Source organism: Pseudomonas sp. FEMGT703P (genome assembly GCF_002786345.1).
Taxonomy (GTDB): Bacteria; Pseudomonadota; Gammaproteobacteria; order Pseudomonadales; family Pseudomonadaceae; genus Aquipseudomonas; species Aquipseudomonas peli.
Genome location: NZ_PGCM01000003.1, coordinates 318,327 through 339,879 on the forward strand (window position 1 = coordinate 318,327; position 21,553 = coordinate 339,879).

Genomic DNA, 21,553 nt, shown 5'->3' on the forward strand with positions numbered 1-21,553 from the left:
GCTATGGCTTACACGGCGTGCTGCAGATCGCCACTATGCCGAGTTACTCGCGCTGGCTAATCTGCTCCCTGTGGACGTCGCGCAGGAAGCGCACTTTAGCAACAAGGATACGTGGGACAGCTGCCAGGACGGCAAGCAGATCAAGGATGTCAGCAAACAGTCTGCAAAGACCCCGCAATGCGGGGTTTTCTTTTTTATGGCGTTCGCCAAACCGCAGAACCCTTCTCGACCTACCGAACCTATTGCGTGACCACGCTGAATACCGCGCTGGCACGGGCAATCCGCACTGACTCAACCACAACGTAGCAATTGGCAAACGCCAGGCTTTTGCCGACCTTTTGCACATCGGTTTCCAGGGTTATCCAGTCGCCGCGTTTGGCGGTGCCGGCGTAGTCGATGGTCAGGCTGCTGGTGACGATTGGCGTGGGCGGTTCCTGGGCGAAGGCGCTGTTATAGCCCAGTGCTACGTCGGCCAGGCTGCTGAGCACGCCGCCATGCACCAGGCCGCGGGCGTTGCAGTGTTTCTCTTCGGCCCATAAGCCAATCACCAGGCCCTTATCAGTGCGCTGGTTGTATATGGGTCCCAGCAAATCGAGAAAGGGGCTGCTGCGAAACAATGGGGTAAAGCCCTCGGGAACCATGCTCATCTGCGATACCTTCTGTGTTGTGGGTTCGTCAGGCGGCTTGGCGCTGTGCCTGCAACGCAGCGAACCAGTCCAGTGTTTCATCCCACAGCACCTGCGCCGCAGGACGGAAGTAGCCCATATGGCCAATGGCGCCGATGCTGGCGGCTGAATCGATGGTGCGCGCTTGATAGGGCGCGGCTCTGTAAGCCGCCATAAAGGCATCGCGTGAGGCGGGCGGGGCCCACAGGTCATCCAGGGCATTGGCGGCAATGATCGGCGTGCTGACCGTGGCAAAGCGCTCGGCCAGGCCCGGCATCTGCGGGTCCTCGAAGAAGTAGCGCGGGTAGCGGCACCAGCGCTTCCACTGGGTGTAGACCCCCAGCGGCAAATCCTCGCCCATGCCCAGGGTGCTCCAGGCCAGGTAGCCTTTGTAACGGGTCATCAATGGGCCAATCAGGCGCCACATAGTCAGCACGCGCAGCTGCTCGGTCTTGGGCATCCAGCCGTGCCAGCCAGCACCGGTGCCGAAGGTGTAGAACCCCTGGACCTGATCATGGTTCGGCAGCAGGCCAAAGGCATGTCCGCCAAAGGAGTGACCGACCATATACAGCGGTCGTTGTGGGTGGCGGTGTTGGTCGACTGCGGCCGCCAGATCGAGGTGCGCCCAGTCCAGATAATCCATAGCAAAGCCGCGCAGGCTGGCCGGTTTCGATTGACCGATGCCGCGATAATCGAGGGTCAGCGTGCTGTAACCGCGCTGTGCGGCATATTCGGCAAAGCGTCGATAGAAACCCTGGGGCACGCCGGTGGCGCCGGCAATCACCAGCTGTGCGACCGGTTCCGGGGCGTGATACAGCGTGGCGGTCAGCGGGTAACCGTCGAGTGCTGGCAACTGCACGGTCTCGCTAAGAATGGCTGGGGTATTCATGGGCGGACTCCTCCCGGAAGCTGTTCGCGGGTCAGGTTGAACAGGGCTGTGGCGGCGCGCTTGAGCGGCTCGCTGCTGCCGGCCACGCGGGCTTGCAGCAACCCGCCTTCATACAGCGCGACAAACAGCGCGGCGAGGTTATCGGCCTGTTCGCTGGGGTAACCGTAGGCGTGCAGTTGCTGGCTCAGTGCTTGGCGCACGGCGGTGAAGCTGCGCTGCAGAGCGGCGCGGATTTCTACATCCTCCGGGCCGCTTTCCAGCGCGATGGTGGCCAGCGGGCAGCCACGTTCAAACTGGCTGTTTTCCAGCTGCTGCAGTGCACCTTGTAACCAGTGGTGCATGGCCTTGAGTGGGTCGCTTCGTTGGCTGAAAAGTTGGGCAAACAGGCTGTCGATAGTGCGGCTGATGTGGTCAATTGCGGCTACTGCCAGCTCGCTTTTACCGCCGGGGAAGTGGTGATAGAGGCTGCCCTTGGGCGCGCCGGCAATGTCCAAAAGCTCATTCAGACCAACGCCATGCAGCCCCTTGCGTTGCAAGGCGTCGGCCATGGCGTGAATGAGCTTGTCGCGGGTCGAGATCTTTTTCATGGGCTAAATATATAGACCGGTCGGTCTATTTTGCCAAGGGTTTTCTGCCTCATAACCGGGCGATATGACATGGCATCAGTTGGATTGGTCGCGTGCCTGCCCTGGGTGTGCGACCCGCGTGCAGCGGTGAGCAGTCGCTTCACCGCTTTTCCGCTACCATCTGCGTTCTTTCGCATGCTGATAAGGATTTCCCCATGTCCATTTCCACGCTGATTTTCCTGGCGGTTCTCGCGGCACTGATTTTTTACGTGATTGGCATCTACAACCAGTTGGTGACCCTGCGTAATCGCTTCCAGAACGCCTTTGCGCAGATCGAGGTGCAGCTCAAACGCCGTTATGACCTGATCCCCAATTTGGTGGAAACCGCCAAAGGCTATATGGCGCATGAGCGCGAGACCCTGGAAGCCGTGATTGCTGCGCGCAACAATGCCGTGACCGGGCTCAAGGCCGCATCCGCGCAGCCGGGCAATGCGCAGAGCATGGCGCAGCTGGGCGGCGCGGAAGGGCTGCTGAACAGTGCCTTGGGTCGCTTGAACGTGACGCTTGAGGCTTACCCGGACCTCAAGGCCTCGGCGAATATGCAGCAGCTCAGCGAAGAGTTGAGCAGCACCGAGAACAAGGTGGCCTTTGCCCGCCAGGCGTTCAACGATGCGGTAATGGCCTACAACATCTACAAGCAGGCATTCCCAACGGTGCTGCTGGCCGCCAGCTTTGGCCACGCCCAGGACGCCAGCCTGCTGGAGTTCGCCGACAGCGCGGCGATTCAGGAAGCGCCGAAGGTGTCATTCTAAGGATTCTCTGGGATGAACTTCTTCGAGCAACAGGATCGCGCCCGACGAAACAGCGGGCGTTTGCTGATCCTGATGATACTGGCAGTACTCAGTCTGATCGGCCTGACCAGCTTGGCGTTGGGTGTGGTCTGGCAGGTATTCGGCCCTGACCCACAGTCTCTGGGCATGCTGGATGGTCCGCGCACGTTACTGCCCAGCTGGCCACAGGTGGCTATGGTCGCCCTGGCCGTAATCGGTGTGGTGCTGCTGGGCAGCCTCTACAAGAGCTTGCAGCTCAGCCGTGGCGGTCAGGCGGTGGCCGAACGGCTGGGTGGGCGTTTGATCAACCTCGCGCCGCAGAGCCTGGAGGAACAGCGCCTGCTTAATGTGGTGGAGGAGATGGCTCTGGCCTCGGGCACTCCAGTGCCGCCGGTGTATGTGCTGGATGATGTGGGGATCAATGCCTTTGCCGCCGGCCTGACGCCGCAGGATGCGGTGATCGGGATTACCCGCGGGGCAATCAGCCTGCTCTCGCGTGAAGAGCTGCAGGGGGTGATTGCCCACGAGTTCAGCCATATCTTCCACGGCGATATGCGCCTCAACACACGCTTGGTCGCGGTACTGCACGGCATTCTGCTGCTGGGGCTTATCGGCGGGTTTCTGCTGCGCAGCAGCTCCCGTGGCAGTTCGCGTTCCAGCCGCAACAATTCGGCGGCAGCGATCATCGCGGTGGGCGCTACTTTATGGTTGCTGGGCTATGCCGGGACGTTCTTCGGCAGCCTGATCAAGGCCGCCGTGAGCCGGCAACGCGAGTTTCTCGCCGACGCCTCGGCCGTGCAGTTCACCCGCAATCCGCAGAGCATTGCCGGAGCGCTGCAGAAGATCGGCGGCAACCAGTATGGCTCGCAATTGCGCGCCGGGCATGCGGCCGAGTTCAGTCATATGTACTTCGCCGCCGGTATCAGCCGGGCGCTGGAGGGCATGCTGGCGACCCATCCGCCACTGGAAGAGCGGATTCGGCGTATTACGCCAGAGTGGGATGGGCGCTACCCGGATGTCTCGATCCTCAGTCTGCTGCCCACCAATGCCACGGCAGACCAACGTGCAGTGGCCCAGGGCTGGGATCAGGCCCTGACCGGCTTTAGCGCCGCCTCGGCCACGGCGGCCATCGCCAGCATTGGCGAGCCACGTGCGGCCCACCTGCAGCAGGCGCATAAAGTGCTGGATGAATTGCACCCGGCGCTGCGTCAGGCGGCGCACCATGGCATCGGCGCCCAGGCCTTACTTTATGGGTTGCTGCTGGCGCCTGCGGCGCCCTTGCGTGACCAGCAACTGCAGATGCTCCAGCCACTGCTCAGCGCCGAGCTGATGGAGCATGTGCAGGCGCTGGAACAACCGCTGCGCCAGCTGCCAGGCAACCAGCGGCTGACCCTGCTGGACCTGGCCATGCCGGCGCTCAAGCAGCTGGGCGCCGAACAGGCGGCTGGGTTGTGTGCGGTGATGGCGCGGCTGATTCGTGCCGATGGCCAGGTTGAGCTGCTGGAATGGACGTTGCTGCGCATCGTAGAGCGTAACCTGGCCCCCAGTCGGCGGCTCAGTGGGCATTTCCACCTGCTGGAAGTGTTGGATGACGCGCAGGTGTTGCTGTCGTTTCTGGCCCATGCCGGCAATGTTCCGCCGGATCAGGCGCAAGCAGCGTTGGCAAAGGCGGCGAGCGAATTGCCATACACCGTGCTCAACCTGTTGCCGGCAACGCAGTGCGATCTGAAAGCCCTGGAGGCTGCGCTCAAACGGCTCAACCAGCTGCAGCCCTTGCAGAAGCCGCGTCTGCTCAAGGCCATGGCGCGCTGCATCGAGCATGACGGGCGCATCGAGGTGGCCGAGGCCGAGTTGCTGCGTGCCGTGGCTGACCTGCTGGATTGCCCGATGCCGCCGCTGCTGCACACGACCACCGGGCCGCTGGCGGGTTGACGCCGACGGCTTCACGGTGGAGTCTGAACCGGCAGGCTCCGCGCGGTCATCAACCTGTCACGTCGGTTGCCGATGCTGAGGTCATAGCAACAAGACTTGGCCCTTGGCCGATTGGCCACTTGTTTACTGCCTCCTGACCTCAACCGTCACGCCGGGTTGTCCGGCAAGGAGCCTGTCATGCACCTGCTTCCCCTGACCCACGATCTCTTTGACCCACAGCTGCAACTGGAGGCCGAGCCGCTGTCGGCTGATGCATCGCCCTGGCCGTGCCTCGGCGTGCCGAGCATCCACCACGACATCAGCCAGACGATTGCTGCGATTGACCGCCTGAGTACGCAGTTGCAACAGGCGTCTGCACGTGAGCGCGCGCCTAGGCATTAAGGGCAGGCGGGTGGGCTGACGCCGAATGCCCGCAGCAGGTCCTCGACAAACGCTCGCTGCGCATCGCCGGGGTGCTGACCGCGGTGGCTGGTCAGGTGAAACTGCACATCAAAACCGAGGCTGTCAGCTTCGATTGCCCTCAGGCGCCCACGGACCTGCCAAGGCTCGGCAATATGCTCGGGCAGGTAGCCGATATGCCGCCCGGAGAGGATAAACGCCAGTGCACCATCAACCTGCTCGGTTTGCGCCGAGCTGGTGCTGCTCTGTAACGGTTCGTGCACCTGCACAAAGCGATAAGGATGCTGGACCCGATCAGCCTGCTGCAGGTCTTCCAGGCGAATCTGCGGGCGATTGAACAGTGTGTGGCCGGCGGCACAGAACAGCACCTGGCGCTCACGAAACAGCGGCTGATAATCGAGCGCGGTCTGGTTACCAGAGAAATAGCCAATCGCTACGTGTAGCTGGCCCTGCAGCAGGCGGCGTTCCAGCTCGGCCGGCATGGCGGTGAGCAGCTCGATCTGCACCGCCTGGTTTCGCCCGCGAAAGTTGCCAATGGCCTCGGCCACTTGCTCCAGCACACTGGCTGCAAGCCCTTCCGACAGGCCGATGCGCAGCTCGCCCAAGAGCTTGTCGGCCATGCCTTGGGCTTCACCCTTGAAAGTGTCGATGGCGCTGAACAGTTTGCGCGTGGCGCTGAGCACCTGTTCGCCCTTGGGCGTCAGGCGAAAGCCGCCCTTGCCGCGCTCGCACAGGCGAAAACCTAAGCGGGTTTCCAGCTTGGCCATCTGCGTGCTGATGGTCGATTGACCAATCCCCAGTTCGCCTTGGGCGGCACTAAAACCGCCGCACTCCACTACGGTGACGAACAGGCGCAGCAACTGCAGATCGAGGTCGCGTAACTGGCTGAGCATGACGGCACCTAACATTGATGAATGTCGATGCCAGAGTAGACCACTTCATATTTAAGCTAAGCAAACCGGCAGGCAAGCTGTGCCCAGCTCATCCCTTCACCGAGGTCATTCCCATGCGTCAGGCCCTTGTTCCGCTGCTGCTGTGTTGCGCCTTCGCCGCTCAGGCCGAAGAGAAAGCCCTGAACCTGTACAGCTGGTCCGCCTACCTACCGGAGCAAGCCCTGCAACGCTTCAAGGACGAAACCGGGATCACCGTCAAATACGACATCTTCGACAGTGCCGAAGCCCTGGACAGCAAACTGCTGACCGGCGGCAGCGGTTATGACGTCGTCTTCCCGGCCTCCAGCGGCTTGGCGCGGGCAATTCAGGCCAAAGCTTTGCAACCGCTGGATCGCACGCAACTGCCGCATCTGGAGAACCTCGATCCGGCGCTGCTGAGCAAGCTCGCCAGTGCCGACCCCGACAACCAGTACGGCCTGCCGTACACCTGGGGCACGGTCGGCGTGGGTTTCAACCGTCAGGCGCTTGAACAACGCCTGCCGGGTGTGCCGCTGAACAGCCTGGATCTGCTGTTCAAGCCCGAGTACGCCAGCAAGCTCAAGGATTGCGGCATCGCGGTGATCGACTCGCCGCAGGAAGTAATCAGCATCGTCCTCAACTACCTCGGCAAAGACCCTTACAGCAGCGAACGCGCCGACCTCGATGCGGTGGCGCAGTTGCTCACCCAGCTGCAGCCCAACCTGCGTTACGTCGGCGCCGGACGGCATATCAATGACCTGGCCAAGGGCGAAATCTGCCTGGCGCTGACCTACAACGGCGACGCCTATATGGCGGCGGCCAACGCCGCTGAGGCCAAGCAGCCGTTCGAAGTGCAGTACCGCATCCCGCGTGAAGGCACGCTGCTGTGGTTCGACACCATGGCCATCCCGGCTGATGCGCCGCACCCCAAGGCGGCCCACGCCTTTATCGATTACATGCTACGCCCTGAGGCCATCGCCGAGCTGACCAACAACGTGTTTTTCGCCAACGCCAACCAGGCCGCCACGGCGCTGGTCGACCCGGCGATCAGCGGCGATGCCGATATCTACCCCGGTGAAGCAGTGCGCGCCCGCCTGTTTGCCGAGCAACTGATGCCGTTGCGCCAACAGCGTGAACGCACGCGCATCTGGACCACTTTCCGCAGTCAGTATTGAGGACAAGGCAATGGAAGCATTCAACGGCAACGACCTGGCATTTACCCGCGACAGCCTCTACGGCACTTTCTCCGAGCCAACCTATGCCGGGGTCACCAGCTTTATGCGCCGGCGTTACAGCCGCGACCTAGCGGGCGTGGATCTGGTGGTCAGCGGCGTGCCCTTCGACACCGCCACCACCAACCGCCCCGGCACCCGCTTCGGTCCGCGAGCGATTCGCGCGGCGTCGATCACCAGCGCCTGGGAACGGCATTACCCCTGGGAGTTCGACCCCTTCGACCACCTGGCGGTGATCGACTACGGCGACTGCAATTTCGATCACGCCCTGCCGCACAAGATCCCGGCGGCCATCGAAGCGCACGCCGAGCATATCGTTCAGGCCGGTTGCGCCATGCTCACCCTGGGCGGCGACCACTTCATCAGCTACCCGCTGCTCAAGGCTCATGCGCGTAAACACGGCGCGCTGTCATTGGTGCACTTCGATGCGCACAGCGACACCTGGCCGGATCTCGACGACAGTGAGCAAGGCGTCAGCCACGGCACCATGTTCTACCACGCGGCCCGTGAAGGCCTGGTCGATCCGTCGCGCTCAGTGCAGATCGGCCTGCGTACCACCAATGACGACGTGATGGGCTTTCAGGTGCTGGATGCACGCCAGGTGCACCGCAGCACGCCGGAGCAGATTGCCGCGCAGATCCGCGCGCGGGTCGGTGATAACCCGGTGTACCTGACCTTTGATATCGACTGTCTCGACCCGGCCTTTGCCCCCGGCACCGGCACGCCGGTGTGCGGCGGCCTGAGTACCCATCAGGCGCTGGAAATTCTCCGTGCCCTGCGTGGGATCAATCTGGTTGGCATGGATGTGGTGGAAGTGTCGCCGCCTTACGATCACGCGGAAGTCACCGCTCTGGCCGGTGCCACCGTGGCGATGGAGTTGGTGTGCCTGTATGCGGCGCGGCAGAAGTTGGGCGAAAAAATCTAGGGTAGAAATCGCTGTGTATGTCCACGCATTGGCGTTCGCCTGGGCTACCCACGGTGGACCGGTGAGGCGTGATCCGCACCTAGGGTGTACAGAAAAATCCGGGCAAAAAAACGGGCCCAGAGGGCCCGTAAACTCACACTCAAATGTTAATCAGCGTTCAGTTGCTCGCTCAGGCCGATCGGCGACGGCAGAAACAGCCGCGCATCCATCAGTTGCGGCGTGCGCACGATGGGGGTGAAATCCATGCGGTCGAGGATGTCGCGCTGGATATCCACCCCCGGCGCCACTTCGATCAGCTCCAGGCCGTCCAGGGTCAGGCGGAACACGCAGCGTTCGGTGACATACAGCACCGGCTGGCCGCGTTCGGCAGCCTGGTGGCCGGCGAAAGTGCGGTGTTCCACCTCGGCGACAAACTTGCGCAGTTCGCCGTCCTTGATGATGCGCAACTGGCCGTCTTCGATGCGAATGTCCTGCTCACCCGCGCTGAAGGTACCGAGGAACACCACCTGCTTGGCGTTCTGGCTGATGTTGATAAAGCCGCCTGCGCCTGCCAGCCGGCTGCCGAATTTCGACACATTGAGGTTGCCGGCCGCATCCGCCTGAGCCAGGCCGAGAAAGGCGATATCCAGACCGCCGCCGTCGTAGAAGTCGAACTGGTAGGGCTGGTCGAGCAGCGCGCTGTGGTTGCTCGCCGCGCCAAAATCCAGCCCCGAGGCGGGGATGCCGCCGATCACCCCGGGTTCGGCGGTCAGGGTCAAGCGCTCGATCACGCCTTCCTCGGCCGCTACCCCGGCCACACCTTCGGGCATGCCGATGCCCAGGTTGACCACCGCACCGGCTTTCAGCTCCAGTGCCGCGCGGCGGGCGATCAGTTTGCGCACATCCAGCGGCATGGCTTTCAGGCTGTCCATCGGCACCCGGGTTTCGCCGGCGAAGGCCGGGTTGTAGGCGGTGGCAAAGGTTTGCTGATGATTGGCCGGCTCGGCCAGTACCACGCAGTCGACCAGAATCCCAGGGATCTTCACCTCGCGAGCATTTAGCGACCCGCGTTCGACAATGCGCTCAACTTGGGCGATTACCAGCCCGCCCGAGTTACGTGCGGCCATGGCGATGGCCAGGCTCTCGATGGTCAGCGCCTCGCGCTCGAAGCTCAGGTTACCCTCGGCATCGCTGCTGGTGGCGCGCACCACCGCCACGTGAATGGGGAATGTCGGGTAGAACAGGTAGTCCTCGCCGTCGATGGGCATTAGCCGCACCAGCTCGGTGGTGGTGCGCGCATTGAGCTTGCCGCCGCCGTGGCGCGGGTCGACATAGGTGCCCAGGCCGACGCGCGACAGCTGCCCCGGCTTGCCGGCGGCGATATCGCGAAACAGCTGGGAGATCACCCCCTGCGGCAGGTTGTAGGCCTCGATGCGATTATCCACCGCCAGCTTCTGCAGCCCCGGCACCAGGCCCCAGTGGCCGCCGATCACCCGCCGCACCAGGCCTTCGTGGGCCAGGTGATTGAGGCCGCGGCCCTTGCCATCGCCTTGGCCGGCGGCATACACCAGGGTCAGGTCGCGCGGTGCCTGTTCAGCCAGAAAGCGCTGCTCCAGGGCAATGGCGATTTCTTCGGCGAAACCGATGCCGACGAAGCCGCCCGTGGCCAGGTTGGCGTTGTCCGGGATGCGCGCCACCGCAGCGGCGGCGGTCATGATCTTGCTCATAGCGGGTACTCGAAAGCGATTAAACAACATTGAGTAGGGGCGGCATGGCGCACAGGGGCGCCATGCCAGGCCCGTCAGAAACTACCGAACAGCGTGCCCAGGGTGATGACGACCACCAGCGCCACCATCGGGAACGCCACGGTGTTAACGAAGATAAATTTGTACGACTCACGGTGCGTCAGCTTGCAGATCGCCAGCAGTGAGATCACCGCGCCGTTGTGCGGCAGGGTGTCCATGCAGCCAGAGGCCATGGCCGCGACGCGGTGCAGCAGCTCTGGGCTGATGCCGGCGGCGTTGGCCATGGTCAGGTACTGCTCGCCGAGGGTTTTCAGCGCAATCGACATACCGCCAGACGCCGAACCGGTGATGCCGGCGAGGATATTCACCGCCACCGCTTCGGAGATCAGCGGGTTATCGGAGACGCCGAGCACCAGGTCGCGAATGATCACAAAGCCCGCCAGCGAGGCGATCACCGTGCCATAACCCACTTCAGCTGCGGTGTTGAGGATGGGCAGCATGGAGCCGAAGGCGCCGTCGTTGACGCTCTTCTTCAGGTCCATCCAGCGCTGCCAGTGCATGGCGATTAACAACAGGATGGCCGCGCTCAGGGCGACGATGATCGCCCAGATGCCGATCAGCGATTTGGCGTCTTGCAGGCCGCCGAATTCCGGCTTGGCCAGGTAGCTGGTATCGATGCTCGGCAGAATCTGCTTGGCCATCAGGAAGTTCAACACGATCACCACGAAGATCGGCAGCAGCGCCAGCCAGAAACCCGGGATCGCCCGGTTGTCCTCGGCGACCGGGTCATCACGGTGCGCGCCATAGCCTTCGCCCGCCGCCATCAGCTTGCGCGACTGTGCGGTAAGCCACCAGGTGCCGAGGCCGAACATGATCAGCCCGGCGATCACCCCCAGGCCCGGCGCGGCGAAGGCGTCGGTACCGAAAAACGGGTTGGGGATGGCGTTCTGAATCGCCGGGGTGCCGGGCAGCGCGGTCATGGTGAAGGTGAACGAGCCGAGGGCGATGGCGCCGGGGATCAGGCGCTTGGGAATGCCCGCTTCACGGAACAACGCCGCGCCAATCGGGTACACCGCAAAGGCCACCACGAACAGCGACACGCCGCCGTAAGTGAGGATGCCGCATGCCAGCACGATGGCCAGGATCGCCCGCTCGCTGCCGACTTTCGCGACGATGCCCTGGGCGATGGCGCGGGCCGATCCCGAGTCGTCCATCAACTTGCCGAACAGCGCGCCCAGCAGAAACAGCGGAAAGAACTGAATCACGTAGCCACCCATGGCCTTCATAAACACTTGCGTGTAGGTGGGCAGCAGCAGGTGGATGTCACCGGCAAACAGCAAGGCCAGCAACGCGAGCAGAGGGGCGAGGATCAGCACGTTGATGCCGCGATAGGCGAGGTACATCAACAATGCGAGGGAAATCAGAATACCGAGGGTACCCATGGCTGGTTCCTTTTGTTGTTGTTTTAAGCACCGCTCTATGGCGACGCTGATGAGCTTGCTCGTTAAGCCAGGCAGCGAGACAAAGCGTTGGGCAGACTAGAGCGAAAGCTGTGCCAGACGGGGCTACGACTTTGGTCTAGGTGGCTGAAAGGCTTGTGCTTGATGGGTTGCGTCGGGCTTAGGCGGTTTGGCGTGGTTGCCGGGGGAGAACGATGTGTCTTTATTTTTGGAATCAGTCCAAATTTTTGGATTGCTCGATGGGCTTAAAGTCCAAAATTATGGACTTTCGCTTTTTTAGGCGCGGGGGACGCCTAGTTCCTTGCCCGCGATCTTTGGCATGTTCAGAAACATCGCGGCCAAGGGTTGGGCACCCCCGCCGTTCCTACAGTGAGTTGCGTCCGCTTTGGGAGCCGCGCGACTGGCTTAGTCGTGCTTACCCAACCCATGCAGGGCCAGCTTGGCGTACAGCCCTGCGCGGGAAATGCCCAGACGTTCCGCCGCCTGTTGGCGGTTGCCGGCTGTGGCCTGCAGGGCGTCGATCAGCGCCTGGCGTTCGGCCTGTGCCAGTTGCTCCGCCAATGTTTGCGTCACGCTGGTAGCTGGCTGCGGTGCAGGGGTGTGCACTGCGGGCGTCACCGGGTCGACCAACAACGCGCGCACGGTTTGCGCATTCAGGCGCCCATCGACATCCAATTGCGCGCGTTCCAGCAGGTTGCGCAACTCGCGCACATTGCCGCGCCAGGGTTGTGCGCTCAGTAGGGCGAGGGCGTCATCGCTGACTTCCAGCGGGGCCTGCGTCGAGCGGTTGGCAATATCGTCGAGCAGATGCTCCAGCAGCGCCGGAATATCCTCGCGGCGCTCACGCAGCGGCGGCACGCGCAGGGCCAGCACGTTAAGGCGGTAGTAGAGGTCGTCGCGGAACTGCCCGGCGGCGACTTTGGCCTCTAGATCAATGTGCGTGGCAGCGATCACTCGCACATTCAACGGTTTGACCTGATTGGAGCCCAGCGGCTCAACCTCCTGCTCCTGCAAGACGCGCAGCAGCTTGGCCTGCAGCGGCAGCGGTAGATCGCCGATTTCATCGAGAAACAGCGTGCCGCCGTTTGCCACTTCGAACTTGCCGATACGCGCCTTGCGATCCGCGCCGGTAAAGGCGCCGGGCGCGGTGCCGAACAGTTCGGCCTCGACCAGGGTTTCCGGAATGGCTGCGACGTTGACCGCGACAAACGGCCCGTTGGCCCGTGGCGACAGGTTGTGGATGCCCTGGGCCAGCAGCTCCTTGCCGGTGCCGGTTTCGCCGCGCAGCAGCACCGTGGCGTCGAGTTGCGCGGCGCGGCGGGCCTGGCGTTTGACCTCGCTGGCCGCCGTGCTGGCGCCGATAAAACCAGCAATGGTGTAACGCGCGCGGCGCGCCTTGGCCAACTCGTGCTGGGTGGCGACCAGCTGGCTCTGCAGGGTATTGAATTTGGCCATCAGCGGCTTGAGGTGACGGGCGCGGTCGAACAGTACAAAGCCCAGCGCGCCGACCAGGGTGCCGTCCTCGTCGCGCAGCGGAATACGCGTGACCACGAAATGCTCGCTGCCGAAGGCCATCAGGTCGAGCATACTCGGCTGGCCGCTCTCCACGACTTCGCGCAAGCGGCTGGCTGGCAGCACGTCTTCGATCTCTTTGCCGAGTACGCTGCGCGGGTCGCTGATGCCAACCTTTTCGGCGTACTTATCGTTGATCCAGACAATCCGCGCCTGGCGGTTGACCGCGATGGTGCCCTCGCATTGCGCGTTCAGGTGGTCGAACAACAGCGGCATGGCCACGGCGCGGAAGCGCTCGGGCGAAACACCAATGATCAGGCCGTGTTGGTCGAGGTCGTCGCGGGCAATGGCCATGGGCGCAGTACATCCAGAATCAGGTGCGGCCGATTATGGGTGGCGCTGCGCGCAGGGGGCAACCGGCGGCGATCTGCATACCGCCGGTAAGTACAGAGTGCCATGTGCGCGATCAGCCGCAGATCTGCGTCACCGCGACTGCAGCAGGTAATGACGCTTCTTGCCCAGGCTTAGCCGTCGACCCAGCTGCCAGGCTTGCAACGGCTGGTCCGGGTTGCTCTGGCGTTCGCCATTCAACAGCAGACCGCCGCCGCTCGCCAGGCGGCGTATTGCACTGCGTGAGGGCTGCAGATCATGGCGCAGCAGCAGGTCGGTCAGGCTTAAACCGCTAGCCAGGTCTTCCGCGCTAACGCTTAGTTGCGGTAGTTCGGCATCCGTTTCCTGCGCTGTGAACAGCGCCAGGGCGGTGGCTGCGGCGTCGCGTGCGGCCTGCTCGCCATGGGCTAGGGCAGTGGTGGCGTTGGCCAGGATGATTTTCGCCTGATTTAGCTCGGCGCCTTCGAGAGCGCTCAAGCGCGCTACCTCATCCAGCGGTAGATCACTGAACAGGGCGAGAAAGCGCCCCACGTCAGCGTCATCGCAATTGCGCCAGAACTGCCAGAAGTCATACGGCGAGAGCTTGTCGCCATTCAGCCACACCGCGCCGCTGGCGGATTTGCCCATCTTGCGCCCGTCACGGGTGGTCAGCAGCGGCATGGTCAGGCCGAACAGCGGCTGGCAGCCCTGGCGCCGGCCCAGTTCCACGCCATTGATGATATTGGCCCACTGGTCGGCACCACCCAGTTGCAGGGTGCAATTGTGCCGACGCGCCAGCTCGGTGAAGTCGTGGGCCTGCAGCAGGGTGTAGCCGAACTCCTGAAAGCTCAGCGAATGTTCACGCTCCAGGCGGTTGCGCACGGCGTCGAAGGTCAGCAGGCGGTTGATGGAAAAGTGCCGGCCGACTTGATCGAGAAACTGTAGGTAGCCGATACCGTCCAGCCAGTCGGCGTTGTCCACCACCAGGCCGTCGCTGGGGCCATCGCCCAACTGGATGTAGCGGGCAAAGCAGCCGGTAATCCCGGTGATGTTGTGTTGGATCTGCGCTTCCGTCAGCACCGGCCGGCTGCTGTCGCGAAAGCTCGGGTCGCCGATGCGTGTGGTGGCACCGCCAATCAGCAGGATCGGTTTATGCCCGGCGCGTTGCAGGAGGCGCATCAGCATCAAGGCTTGCAAATGGCCTACGTGCAGGCTGTCCGCCGTAGCATCGAAACCGAGGTAAAAGGTGATCGGGCCCTGGCTGAGCGCCAGGCGCAGGCCATCGAGGTCGGTGCTCTGGTGGATAAAACCACGGGCAGCGAGCTGGTCGAGCAGATCAAAGGTGTTACTGGGCATACGTGTCTCCTGGTTAAGGCAAAGGCCTGAGGAGACTGGAGTGAGGGTTTGCTATCCGGGCCGCCTCAGGCGGATCGGACATGCAACAACGCATCTACCGCCTGGTGAGAGGGGGCAGGGCGTAATAAAACGCGGAAATAGGGCAAATGTGCGTGTGCATGGGGCGGCACTTTAAGGGCTTTGGCGGGCAAGTCAACCGCCCGTGATCGGCGGTTCGCACGTTGCCTATCTGGTCAAGTCCCTGGCAGTTGAGGCACAGTGAGCCATCAAACCGCCACCCATGCAGCGTCGGGCCATGTTTTTTCGACCGCGAACCAAACCGGGCAGTGACAGCAACGCCGCCGTCGACGACTTGCAGGACGTCGGTCAGCGTTCGTTGATCCGTATGATCTTTGCCAGTACCGGGCTGACCCTCGGAGTGTTCTGCGCGCTGCAATTTATGGCCGGTAACTACCTGTTCGCCAGTTTCGAGTTGGTTGCCACCGCAACGTTACTGTGGGGCGCCTGGCGGATTGTCCGGGTGCGCAACCTATTGCCCTGGATCTACCTTTACCTGGTGCCGACCTTCAGCTTTCTGCTGTACATCATCGTTATCCCCAACGCCTCGAAAACTGCCTTTGTCTGGGTCTACAGCATTCCCGTGCTGTCCTACCTTCTGCTTGGTCTCAAGCGCGGCAGCTTGCTGTCACTGCCTTTTGTGATCGGCGCTTGCCTGCTGTACCTGTACACCTACCCGGTTCAGCGCGATGCCGAAAGCCTCATCGATCTGGGTAACGCCGTGTTTTGCGGTGTGATGATTCTGGTCTTCGTCTACCTCTACGAAGCCCGGCGCGCCACTGCCTACCAAAAGTTGCAGCATATGGCGCGCACCGATGCGCTGACCGGTGTGGCCAGCCGTGGCAGCTTCCAGCAAACCCTGGAGCAGAGCATCAGCGAGGCGAAACGCAGCCAGGCCAAGCTGGTGCTGGTGGTATTGGATATCGACTATTTCAAGGCGGTGAATGACCAGTACGGCCACGATGCTGGCGATCAAGCGCTGCGGCACATCTGCAACAGCCTCAGCCATCGGCTGCGGTCCACCGATACGCTGGGTCGCCTGGGGGGTGAAGAGTTTGGCCTGCTGCTGCGCAACACCGATGGCCGCGGCGCCGAACCCTTGGTGGAAAACCTGCGTGCGCAACTGTGTAGCCAACCGATGCGTTATGGCAGCCAGGACATTCCCTTGTCCGCCACCTTCGGCCTTGCCGAGTGGCCCGCCGATGGCAGTAGCGCCGAGCAGCTTTACCGCTGCGCCGACCAGCGCCTGTATCGCGGTAAAGAGCAGGGCCGTAACTGCGTGGTTGGTCGGCACAGTGCCGAGCATGCCGGCGAGTAACGTCGCTGCATGGTAATCGGTCATAGCGCCTCTGTTACGCCGTCTACACTCAGATCGGCCCATCGATTAATCGCTGCGTCGGCATGCCCGCCAGCGGCTTCCTTGGCGAAGTAACGGGTCAAACAGGGACTTTTAATGACCGTTTTGTCTGCCTTTCTCAAGCAGGTGATCAAACTCTGGTACTCCCCCGATCTAACCCTGATTGGGCAGCGCCGTGAGCGCCGTATGCGCATGCTTGCCAGCCTGGTTTTGCTGCTGGTGGGCAGCTTCTGGGGCATCTTCTTCAGCCTGCGTGGGCAGTGGGGGGTTGCCTTGATGGACCTGGCGATGATCCTTTGCGGCATGGGTGTGTTTACCCTGACGATGCGCAACCAGGTGCGCCAGGCCAATATGTTGCTGTTCGGCGTGATCATTTTGGTGATCGTTGGCACCACCCTGTTGATGGACCCGCACACCGCCGCCGCGCCGCGCGCCACGCATCTGTACCTGCTGCCGATTGCCGTCGCTGCGCTGATGGCTTTTCGCGATGAGCCGATCTGGTTGCGCTATGGCGTTGCCTTGCTCTGCCTGAGTTTGTTTACCGCCCTGGCCTCTTCATCCTGGAGCCCGACAACGGCTTATCACCTCCCGGATGAGGTGCGGATCAGCGGCTCCTGGGTGCAGGGCATTGCCGCCATGCTGATGCTGTTTGTGCTGTTGCACATTCTGCAAAGCGATACCGTTGAACGCTCGATGCTCGACAGCGACCTCGACGTAGCACTGCGCGAGCAGCAGTTTGTGCTGCACTACCAACCTCAGCTCGACAGCACTGGCAAGGTCATTGGCGCCGAAGTGTTGATCCGCTGGCAACACCCCGTGCGCGGCTTACTCGGCCCCGGCGAGTTCATTGACCATGCAGAAAAGACCGGGATGATCATCCCCATCGGCCAATGGGTGCTGGAGCAGGCCGTTCGCCAGCTGCGCTGTTGGAAGGACGACCCACGCTACGCCGACATCGGTTTGGCGGTGAATATCAGCCAGAAGCAGTTTCGCCAAAGCAACTTTGTGGCGGACATGCTGCGGCTGATCGACGAGCACGCCATCGACGCCCGCCACCTCGACCTGGAACTGACCGAAACCCTGATCGTGCAGGACATCGACGACTTGCTGCGGAAGATGAACGCCCTGGTCGAGCGCGGCGTGCGCTTCTCCCTGGATGACTTCGGCACCGGCTTCTCCTCCCTCAGCCACCTCAAACGCTTGCCCCTCAACACCCTGAAAATCGACCGCTCATTCGTCTGCGACCTGCTCACCGACACCAGCAGCCAAACCATCGTGCGCACCGTTATCGCCCTGGCACAAAGCATGGGCATGAACGTGATTGCTGAAGGTGTCGAAACCGACGCGCAGCAGCAGGTTTTGCTTAGTAACGGCTGCATGCAGTTTCAGGGCTACCTGTTCAGCAAGCCGCTGCCCTTAAAAGCGTTTACTGCGTTTGTGGAGAGGCAAAATGGTTGAAGAGTAGATATGAAGTCGATACAGGTAGAAACGCAAAAGCCGCGCAATGCGCGGCTTTGAAGGTGGTGGGCCCACACGGACTCGAACCGTGGACCAAAGGATTATGAGTCCTCTGCTCTAACCAACTGAGCTATGGGCCCTCAGAGGCGGGCGGATTATACCGGTGCCTTCTCTGCAGCGCCAACCGAATGGCGCGGGGTGAGGAAGTTTTGTGCGAAGGCGTCCGCATGGATCGCGCGGCTTACAACGAAACCTTGGATTTGCTCGCACCCTTCGGCAGCTAGGAACAGTTCCTGGGCTTTGGTTTCAACTCCTTCGGCGATCACGGTCAGTTGCATGCTACGGCCCAGTGCCATGATGGCGCGCACGATGGCAACGTCATTGCTGTCGTTGGGCAGGCCGCGCACGAAGGATTGGTCGATTTTCAGGGTGTCGACCGGCAAGCGCTTTAGGTAGCTGAGCGAGGAGTAGCCGGTGCCGAAGTCGTCGATGGCCAGCTGGATGCCCAAGCTTTTCAGCTGATGCAGCAGGTTCAGCGCTTCTTCGGCTTGGTTCATGATGAAGCTTTCGGTGATTTCCAGTTGCAGCAGTTCGGGGGCTAGGTTGTGGTCTTCCAGCAGGCTAGAAATGCGTGCCAGCAGGTGTGGTTGGCGCAGTTGAATGCCAGTCAGGTTGACCGACAGCGGGCCGAACGGTGCGTGATGTTGTTGCCATTGCTGCATTTGCCAGCAGGCCCGGCGCAGTACCCAGTCACCGAGGGCGATGATCAGGCCGGTTTCTTCGGCCAGGGGTATAAAGCGGTCCGGCGGTATCTCACCAAAGATCGGGTGGTGCCAGCGCAGCAGGGCTTCGGCGCCGATCAGGCGGTTGGTACTCAGGCTACGTTTAGGCTGGTAGTAAAGCTGCAGTTGTTCCAGTTCGATGGCACGGCGTAATTCGCGCTCAAGGGCCATGCGTTCGGTGGCCTGGAAGGTCAGGTCGCGGGTGTAGCGCTCCACGCGGTTGCGGCCGCGCGCCTTGGAGCGGTACATGGCGGCGTCGGCATTTTTCACCAGGGTGGCGACATCTTCTCCGTCGTCGGGGTAGCGGCTGATGCCAATACTGGCGCTAATAAACAGCTCTTGTTCGTCGAACCGGAAGGGCAGGCTGAAGCACTCGAGTAGCTTGTGCGCGACCCGCTCGGCGTCCTCTGCGTGCTGCAGGCCCGGCAGCAGGATGATGAATTCATCACCGCCCAGGCGAGCCACCGTATCGATATCACGCAGGTGGGTTTTCAAGCGTTCGGCAATACTCCTTAGCAGTTGGTCGCCGACCGGGTGGCCAAGGCTGTCGTTGATGTTTTTGAAACGGTCGAGGTCAATAAACAGCACTGCGCCCATGCGTTTGTCGACGCGGGCATCTTCAAGGGCGGCGCGTAGGCGCGCTTCGAACAGCATGCGGTTGGGCAGGTCGGTCAGCGGGTCATGGTGGGCCTGGTGGTCGAGGCTGGCCTGGGCATGTTTGAGTGAACTGATGTCGGCGAAGACGCCGACAAAGTGGGTGATGTGCTCATTGCTGTCACGTACCGCGCTGATGGTCAGCCACTCGGGGAAGAGCTCACCATTCTTGCGTTTATTCCAGATTTCACCCTGCCAATGCCCAGAGGCGCTGAGGTTGTGCCACATGGCGGCGTAGAAGGCGCTGTCGTGGTTGCCGGAGGCGAGCAGGCGCGGCGACTGGCCGAGGGCTTCGGCCTCGCTGTAGCCGGTAATGGTGGTGAACGCGCGATTGACCGCAGTAATGCGTTGCTGCAGGTCGGTGATCATCACGCCTTCGGCCGTGCTTTCGAAAACCGTAGCGGCCTGCTTGAGGTTTTCCTGCATTTGCTCGCGCTCGGTGATGTCGCGCGCGATGGTCAGCATGCAGGTGTCGCCTTCAATGGGAATCGGCTGCACTGACATCTCGCAAGTGCGCAGCGAGCCGTTGCGGGTGCGAATAAGCGCGCGGAAGTCGCGGACCGATCCGTGCTGTTGCACGTGCTCGAACATCCGTGTGCGGTCATCCGGGTTGTCCCAAATGCCCAGTTGCAGGGTCGAGCTGTCGGTTGCCTCGTTCATGCTGTAGCCGGTGATGCGGCTGAAGCCTTCGTTGACATCGAGCAATCGACCATCACTTAAGCGGGTGATCAGCAGGCCATCTGGTGAGGCATGGAAGGCCTTGGCGAATTTGTCTTCGGAGAGTTTCAGGCGCTGTTGGGTATCTTTCAGTTCGCTGATGTCGCGTACGGCCACGACCAGCGTGGTGGTGTCATCCACGGTGACCTGTTGCGCGGAGATGAGTGCAGTGAACTGGCTGCCGTTGCGTCGGCGAAAGGCGCTCTCGATGTTGTGCACGTTGCCTTGGCGCAGCATGTCCAGAATGCGCGGGCCGATGCCTTGCTCGCTCCACAGATCGAGCTCCGAGCTTGTATGGCCGATGGCCTCGGCGGCGCTGATGCCGAACTGTTGTTCGAAGGTTTTGTTGACGGCGAGCAGGCGGCCGTCGTGCTGATTGAGCAGGGCGATGATGTCCGGGCAGTTGTGGAAGACCGAGGCAAACTTCTGCTCCGAGAGGGCCAGGGCCTGCTCGGTGCGTTTGGTTTCCGTGATGTCGATCAGTAGGCCACGCAGCGTCTGGCTGCCATCTAGGGGTGACAGCGTGACAATGTCGCGTACCCAAACTTCACGGCCGTCCGCAGCGAGCATGCGGTAATCCATGCTGTGGTCGCGTCCAGCTTGGGTTTCGCTGCGGCAATAGTCGATGGCGCAGCGTGCATCGTCGGGGTGCAAGACGCGCTCGACAAAACCAGGTTGCAGCCAAGCGTGCGCTGGGTAGCCGAGGAGCTTTTCCGCCTGGGGGGCAACGTAGGTGTAGCGAAGGTTGCTAGGGTCCATCTGCCAGGCGACTGCGTTGAGGCTTTCCACCAAGCCACGGTAATGCTGCTCGCTGTTGCGCAGTTCGTTTTCCAGCTGTTCGCGGTTGTGCATTTCACTGCGCAACCGATGGTTGATGCGCAGGATGCTGAAGATGATCAGCAGGGCTGCCAGCAGGCCGGGAAGGCCAAACAGCAGTAGGCTGCGCCAGAATGGTCGAGAGTCGAGTGGATCACTCACCCAGCGCTGCTGAATTTCGGCGATTTCACTGGGTGTGAGTTCGGCCAAAAGTCTGTCGAGTATTCCGGCCAGGATGGCTTGATCCTTGGGGACGGCCATGGCCAGTTGATAGCGGAGTGGGGTTTGGCCGCTGATGACAATACCGTCGAGCTTGAGTTGGCGCATATGCCAGATGCTGGAGGCGAGGTCACCGACCATGGCATCGGCCTGTCCGGAGGCCAGTGCTTGTAAGGCAGCGGCTACGCTGGGGCGCGGCCAGAGGCGTAGCTCGGGGTGTTTGTCGCGCAGCAGTTCGTGGGTGGCGTAACTGTCGACCACGGCCACACGCAGCCCTCGTAGGTCACGGATTTTGCTGGGTTGCGGACCTTGTTCCTGGCTCAGGATGACAATCGGGAAGTCGAGGTAGGGGCGTGTGAACGTCAGATACTGCTCGCGCTCGGGGGTGGCCATCAGGCTGGGCAGCAGGTGCAGCTTGCCGGTTCGGGCATCGGCCAGCACTTCGCTCCAGTTCTGCGCGGGAGCCGGACGCAGGGTGACCGGCAGGCGCTGTTCGATCAGCCGAACATAGTCGGCGGCGAGTCCCTGGTACTGTTCGTCACCGTCGATGAACTCGTACGGTGGCCAGTCACGGTCCACGCCCAGGCTCAGTTGCGGGTTTTCGGCTAGCCAGGCCTGTTCTATGGACGTCAGTTCAAGGCTGAGAACGGGCGCAGCCCAGCATGCCAAACACAACAGGAGGGTGGCTGCAACACGCGGCATGGATGGGCTCGTTCGCTGGGC

16 protein-coding genes and 1 tRNA gene are annotated in these 21,553 nt (G+C 62.1%); 7 read left to right on the forward strand and 10 right to left on the reverse strand.

The window, feature by feature from the left end:
- Positions 1 to 239: 239 nt before the first annotated feature.
- From CUR33_RS02385 to CUR33_RS02395, 3 genes are read right to left on the reverse strand one after another with little or no spacing between them, the layout of a single operon-like run.
- Complete coding sequence (locus tag CUR33_RS02385; RefSeq protein WP_282874189.1) at positions 240 to 647, reverse strand: PaaI family thioesterase; 408 nt, start codon at positions 645 to 647, stop codon at positions 240 to 242.
- 28 nt (positions 648 to 675) lie between these two features.
- A complete protein-coding gene (locus tag CUR33_RS02390; protein ID WP_289238581.1) occupies positions 676 to 1,554 on the reverse strand; it encodes an alpha/beta hydrolase family protein in 879 nt (292 codons plus the stop codon).
- Complete coding sequence (locus CUR33_RS02395) at positions 1,551 to 2,141, reverse strand: TetR/AcrR family transcriptional regulator (RefSeq protein WP_170049242.1); 591 nt, start codon at positions 2,139 to 2,141, stop codon at positions 1,551 to 1,553. Before CUR33_RS02395 ends, CUR33_RS02390 begins: the two co-directional genes overlap by 4 nt.
- A gap of 194 nt (positions 2,142 to 2,335) precedes the next feature.
- Between CUR33_RS02395 and CUR33_RS02400 the strand changes: the two genes are divergently transcribed.
- The 3 genes from CUR33_RS02400 to CUR33_RS02410 all read left to right on the forward strand — a co-directional run bounded on the left by CUR33_RS02400 (position 2,336) and on the right by CUR33_RS02410 (position 5,263).
- Complete coding sequence (locus CUR33_RS02400) at positions 2,336 to 2,932, forward strand: LemA family protein (protein ID WP_289238582.1); 597 nt, start codon at positions 2,336 to 2,338, stop codon at positions 2,930 to 2,932.
- 12 nt (positions 2,933 to 2,944) lie between these two features.
- Positions 2,945 to 4,882: a M48 family metallopeptidase gene (locus CUR33_RS02405; protein ID WP_289238583.1), complete on the forward strand. Its 1,938-nt coding sequence runs from the start codon at positions 2,945 to 2,947 to the stop codon at positions 4,880 to 4,882.
- 177 nt (positions 4,883 to 5,059) lie between these two features.
- Entirely contained in the window at positions 5,060 to 5,263 is a 204-nt protein-coding gene (locus tag CUR33_RS02410; RefSeq protein ID WP_289238584.1) for a hypothetical protein, read from the forward strand.
- Here the strand turns inward: CUR33_RS02410 and CUR33_RS02415 are convergent.
- Positions 5,260 to 6,174, reverse strand: coding sequence for a LysR family transcriptional regulator (locus tag CUR33_RS02415; protein ID WP_090255101.1), 915 nt, complete (start codon positions 6,172 to 6,174; stop codon positions 5,260 to 5,262). The genes CUR33_RS02410 and CUR33_RS02415 overlap by 4 nt on opposite strands.
- A 113-nt stretch (positions 6,175 to 6,287) precedes the next feature.
- On the opposite strand from CUR33_RS02415, the gene CUR33_RS02420 reads away from it, so the two are divergent.
- Together CUR33_RS02420 and speB are read left to right on the forward strand one after the other, a co-directional pair.
- Complete coding sequence (locus tag CUR33_RS02420) at positions 6,288 to 7,367, forward strand: polyamine ABC transporter substrate-binding protein (RefSeq protein ID WP_289238585.1); 1,080 nt, start codon at positions 6,288 to 6,290, stop codon at positions 7,365 to 7,367.
- 10 nt (positions 7,368 to 7,377) lie between these two features.
- Positions 7,378 to 8,349, forward strand: coding sequence for an agmatinase (gene speB / locus CUR33_RS02425; protein ID WP_289238586.1), 972 nt, complete (start codon positions 7,378 to 7,380; stop codon positions 8,347 to 8,349).
- A 146-nt stretch (positions 8,350 to 8,495) separates the two neighbouring features.
- On the opposite strand, the gene CUR33_RS02430 is transcribed toward speB, so the two are convergent.
- From CUR33_RS02430 to tyrS, 4 genes are all read right to left on the reverse strand, one after another.
- Entirely contained in the window at positions 8,496 to 10,055 is a 1,560-nt protein-coding gene (locus CUR33_RS02430; RefSeq protein WP_289238587.1) for an acyl CoA:acetate/3-ketoacid CoA transferase, read from the reverse strand.
- 74 nt (positions 10,056 to 10,129) lie between these two features.
- Positions 10,130 to 11,515: a GntP family permease gene (locus CUR33_RS02435; protein ID WP_090255109.1), complete on the reverse strand. Its 1,386-nt coding sequence runs from the start codon at positions 11,513 to 11,515 to the stop codon at positions 10,130 to 10,132.
- Positions 11,516 to 11,938: 423 nt separating this feature from the next.
- Entirely contained in the window at positions 11,939 to 13,399 is a 1,461-nt protein-coding gene (locus tag CUR33_RS02440; RefSeq protein ID WP_289238588.1) for a sigma-54 interaction domain-containing protein, read from the reverse strand.
- Positions 13,400 to 13,528: 129 nt separating this feature from the next.
- Positions 13,529 to 14,770, reverse strand: a complete 1,242-nt coding sequence (tyrS, locus tag CUR33_RS02445; RefSeq protein WP_289238589.1) for a tyrosine--tRNA ligase — start codon at positions 14,768 to 14,770, stop codon at positions 13,529 to 13,531.
- A 295-nt stretch (positions 14,771 to 15,065) separates the two neighbouring features.
- Here tyrS and CUR33_RS02450 point away from each other — a divergent pair, with 295 nt between their 5' ends.
- Entirely contained in the window at positions 15,066 to 16,145 is a 1,080-nt protein-coding gene (locus tag CUR33_RS02450) for a GGDEF domain-containing protein (protein WP_289238590.1), read from the forward strand.
- 135 nt (positions 16,146 to 16,280) lie between these two features.
- Positions 16,281 to 17,642 carry a putative bifunctional diguanylate cyclase/phosphodiesterase gene (locus CUR33_RS02455; RefSeq protein ID WP_289238591.1) on the forward strand — a complete coding sequence of 454 codons (1,362 nt, stop codon included), beginning with the start codon at positions 16,281 to 16,283 and terminating at the stop codon, positions 17,640 to 17,642.
- 63 nt (positions 17,643 to 17,705) lie between these two features.
- Here CUR33_RS02455 and CUR33_RS02460 read toward each other — a convergent pair.
- Positions 17,706 to 17,782: transfer RNA gene (locus tag CUR33_RS02460), tRNA-Ile, on the reverse strand.
- A 15-nt stretch (positions 17,783 to 17,797) separates the two neighbouring features.
- Entirely contained in the window at positions 17,798 to 21,532 is a 3,735-nt protein-coding gene (locus tag CUR33_RS02465; protein WP_289238592.1) for a bifunctional diguanylate cyclase/phosphodiesterase, read from the reverse strand.
- Positions 21,533 to 21,553 lie beyond the last annotated feature (21 nt).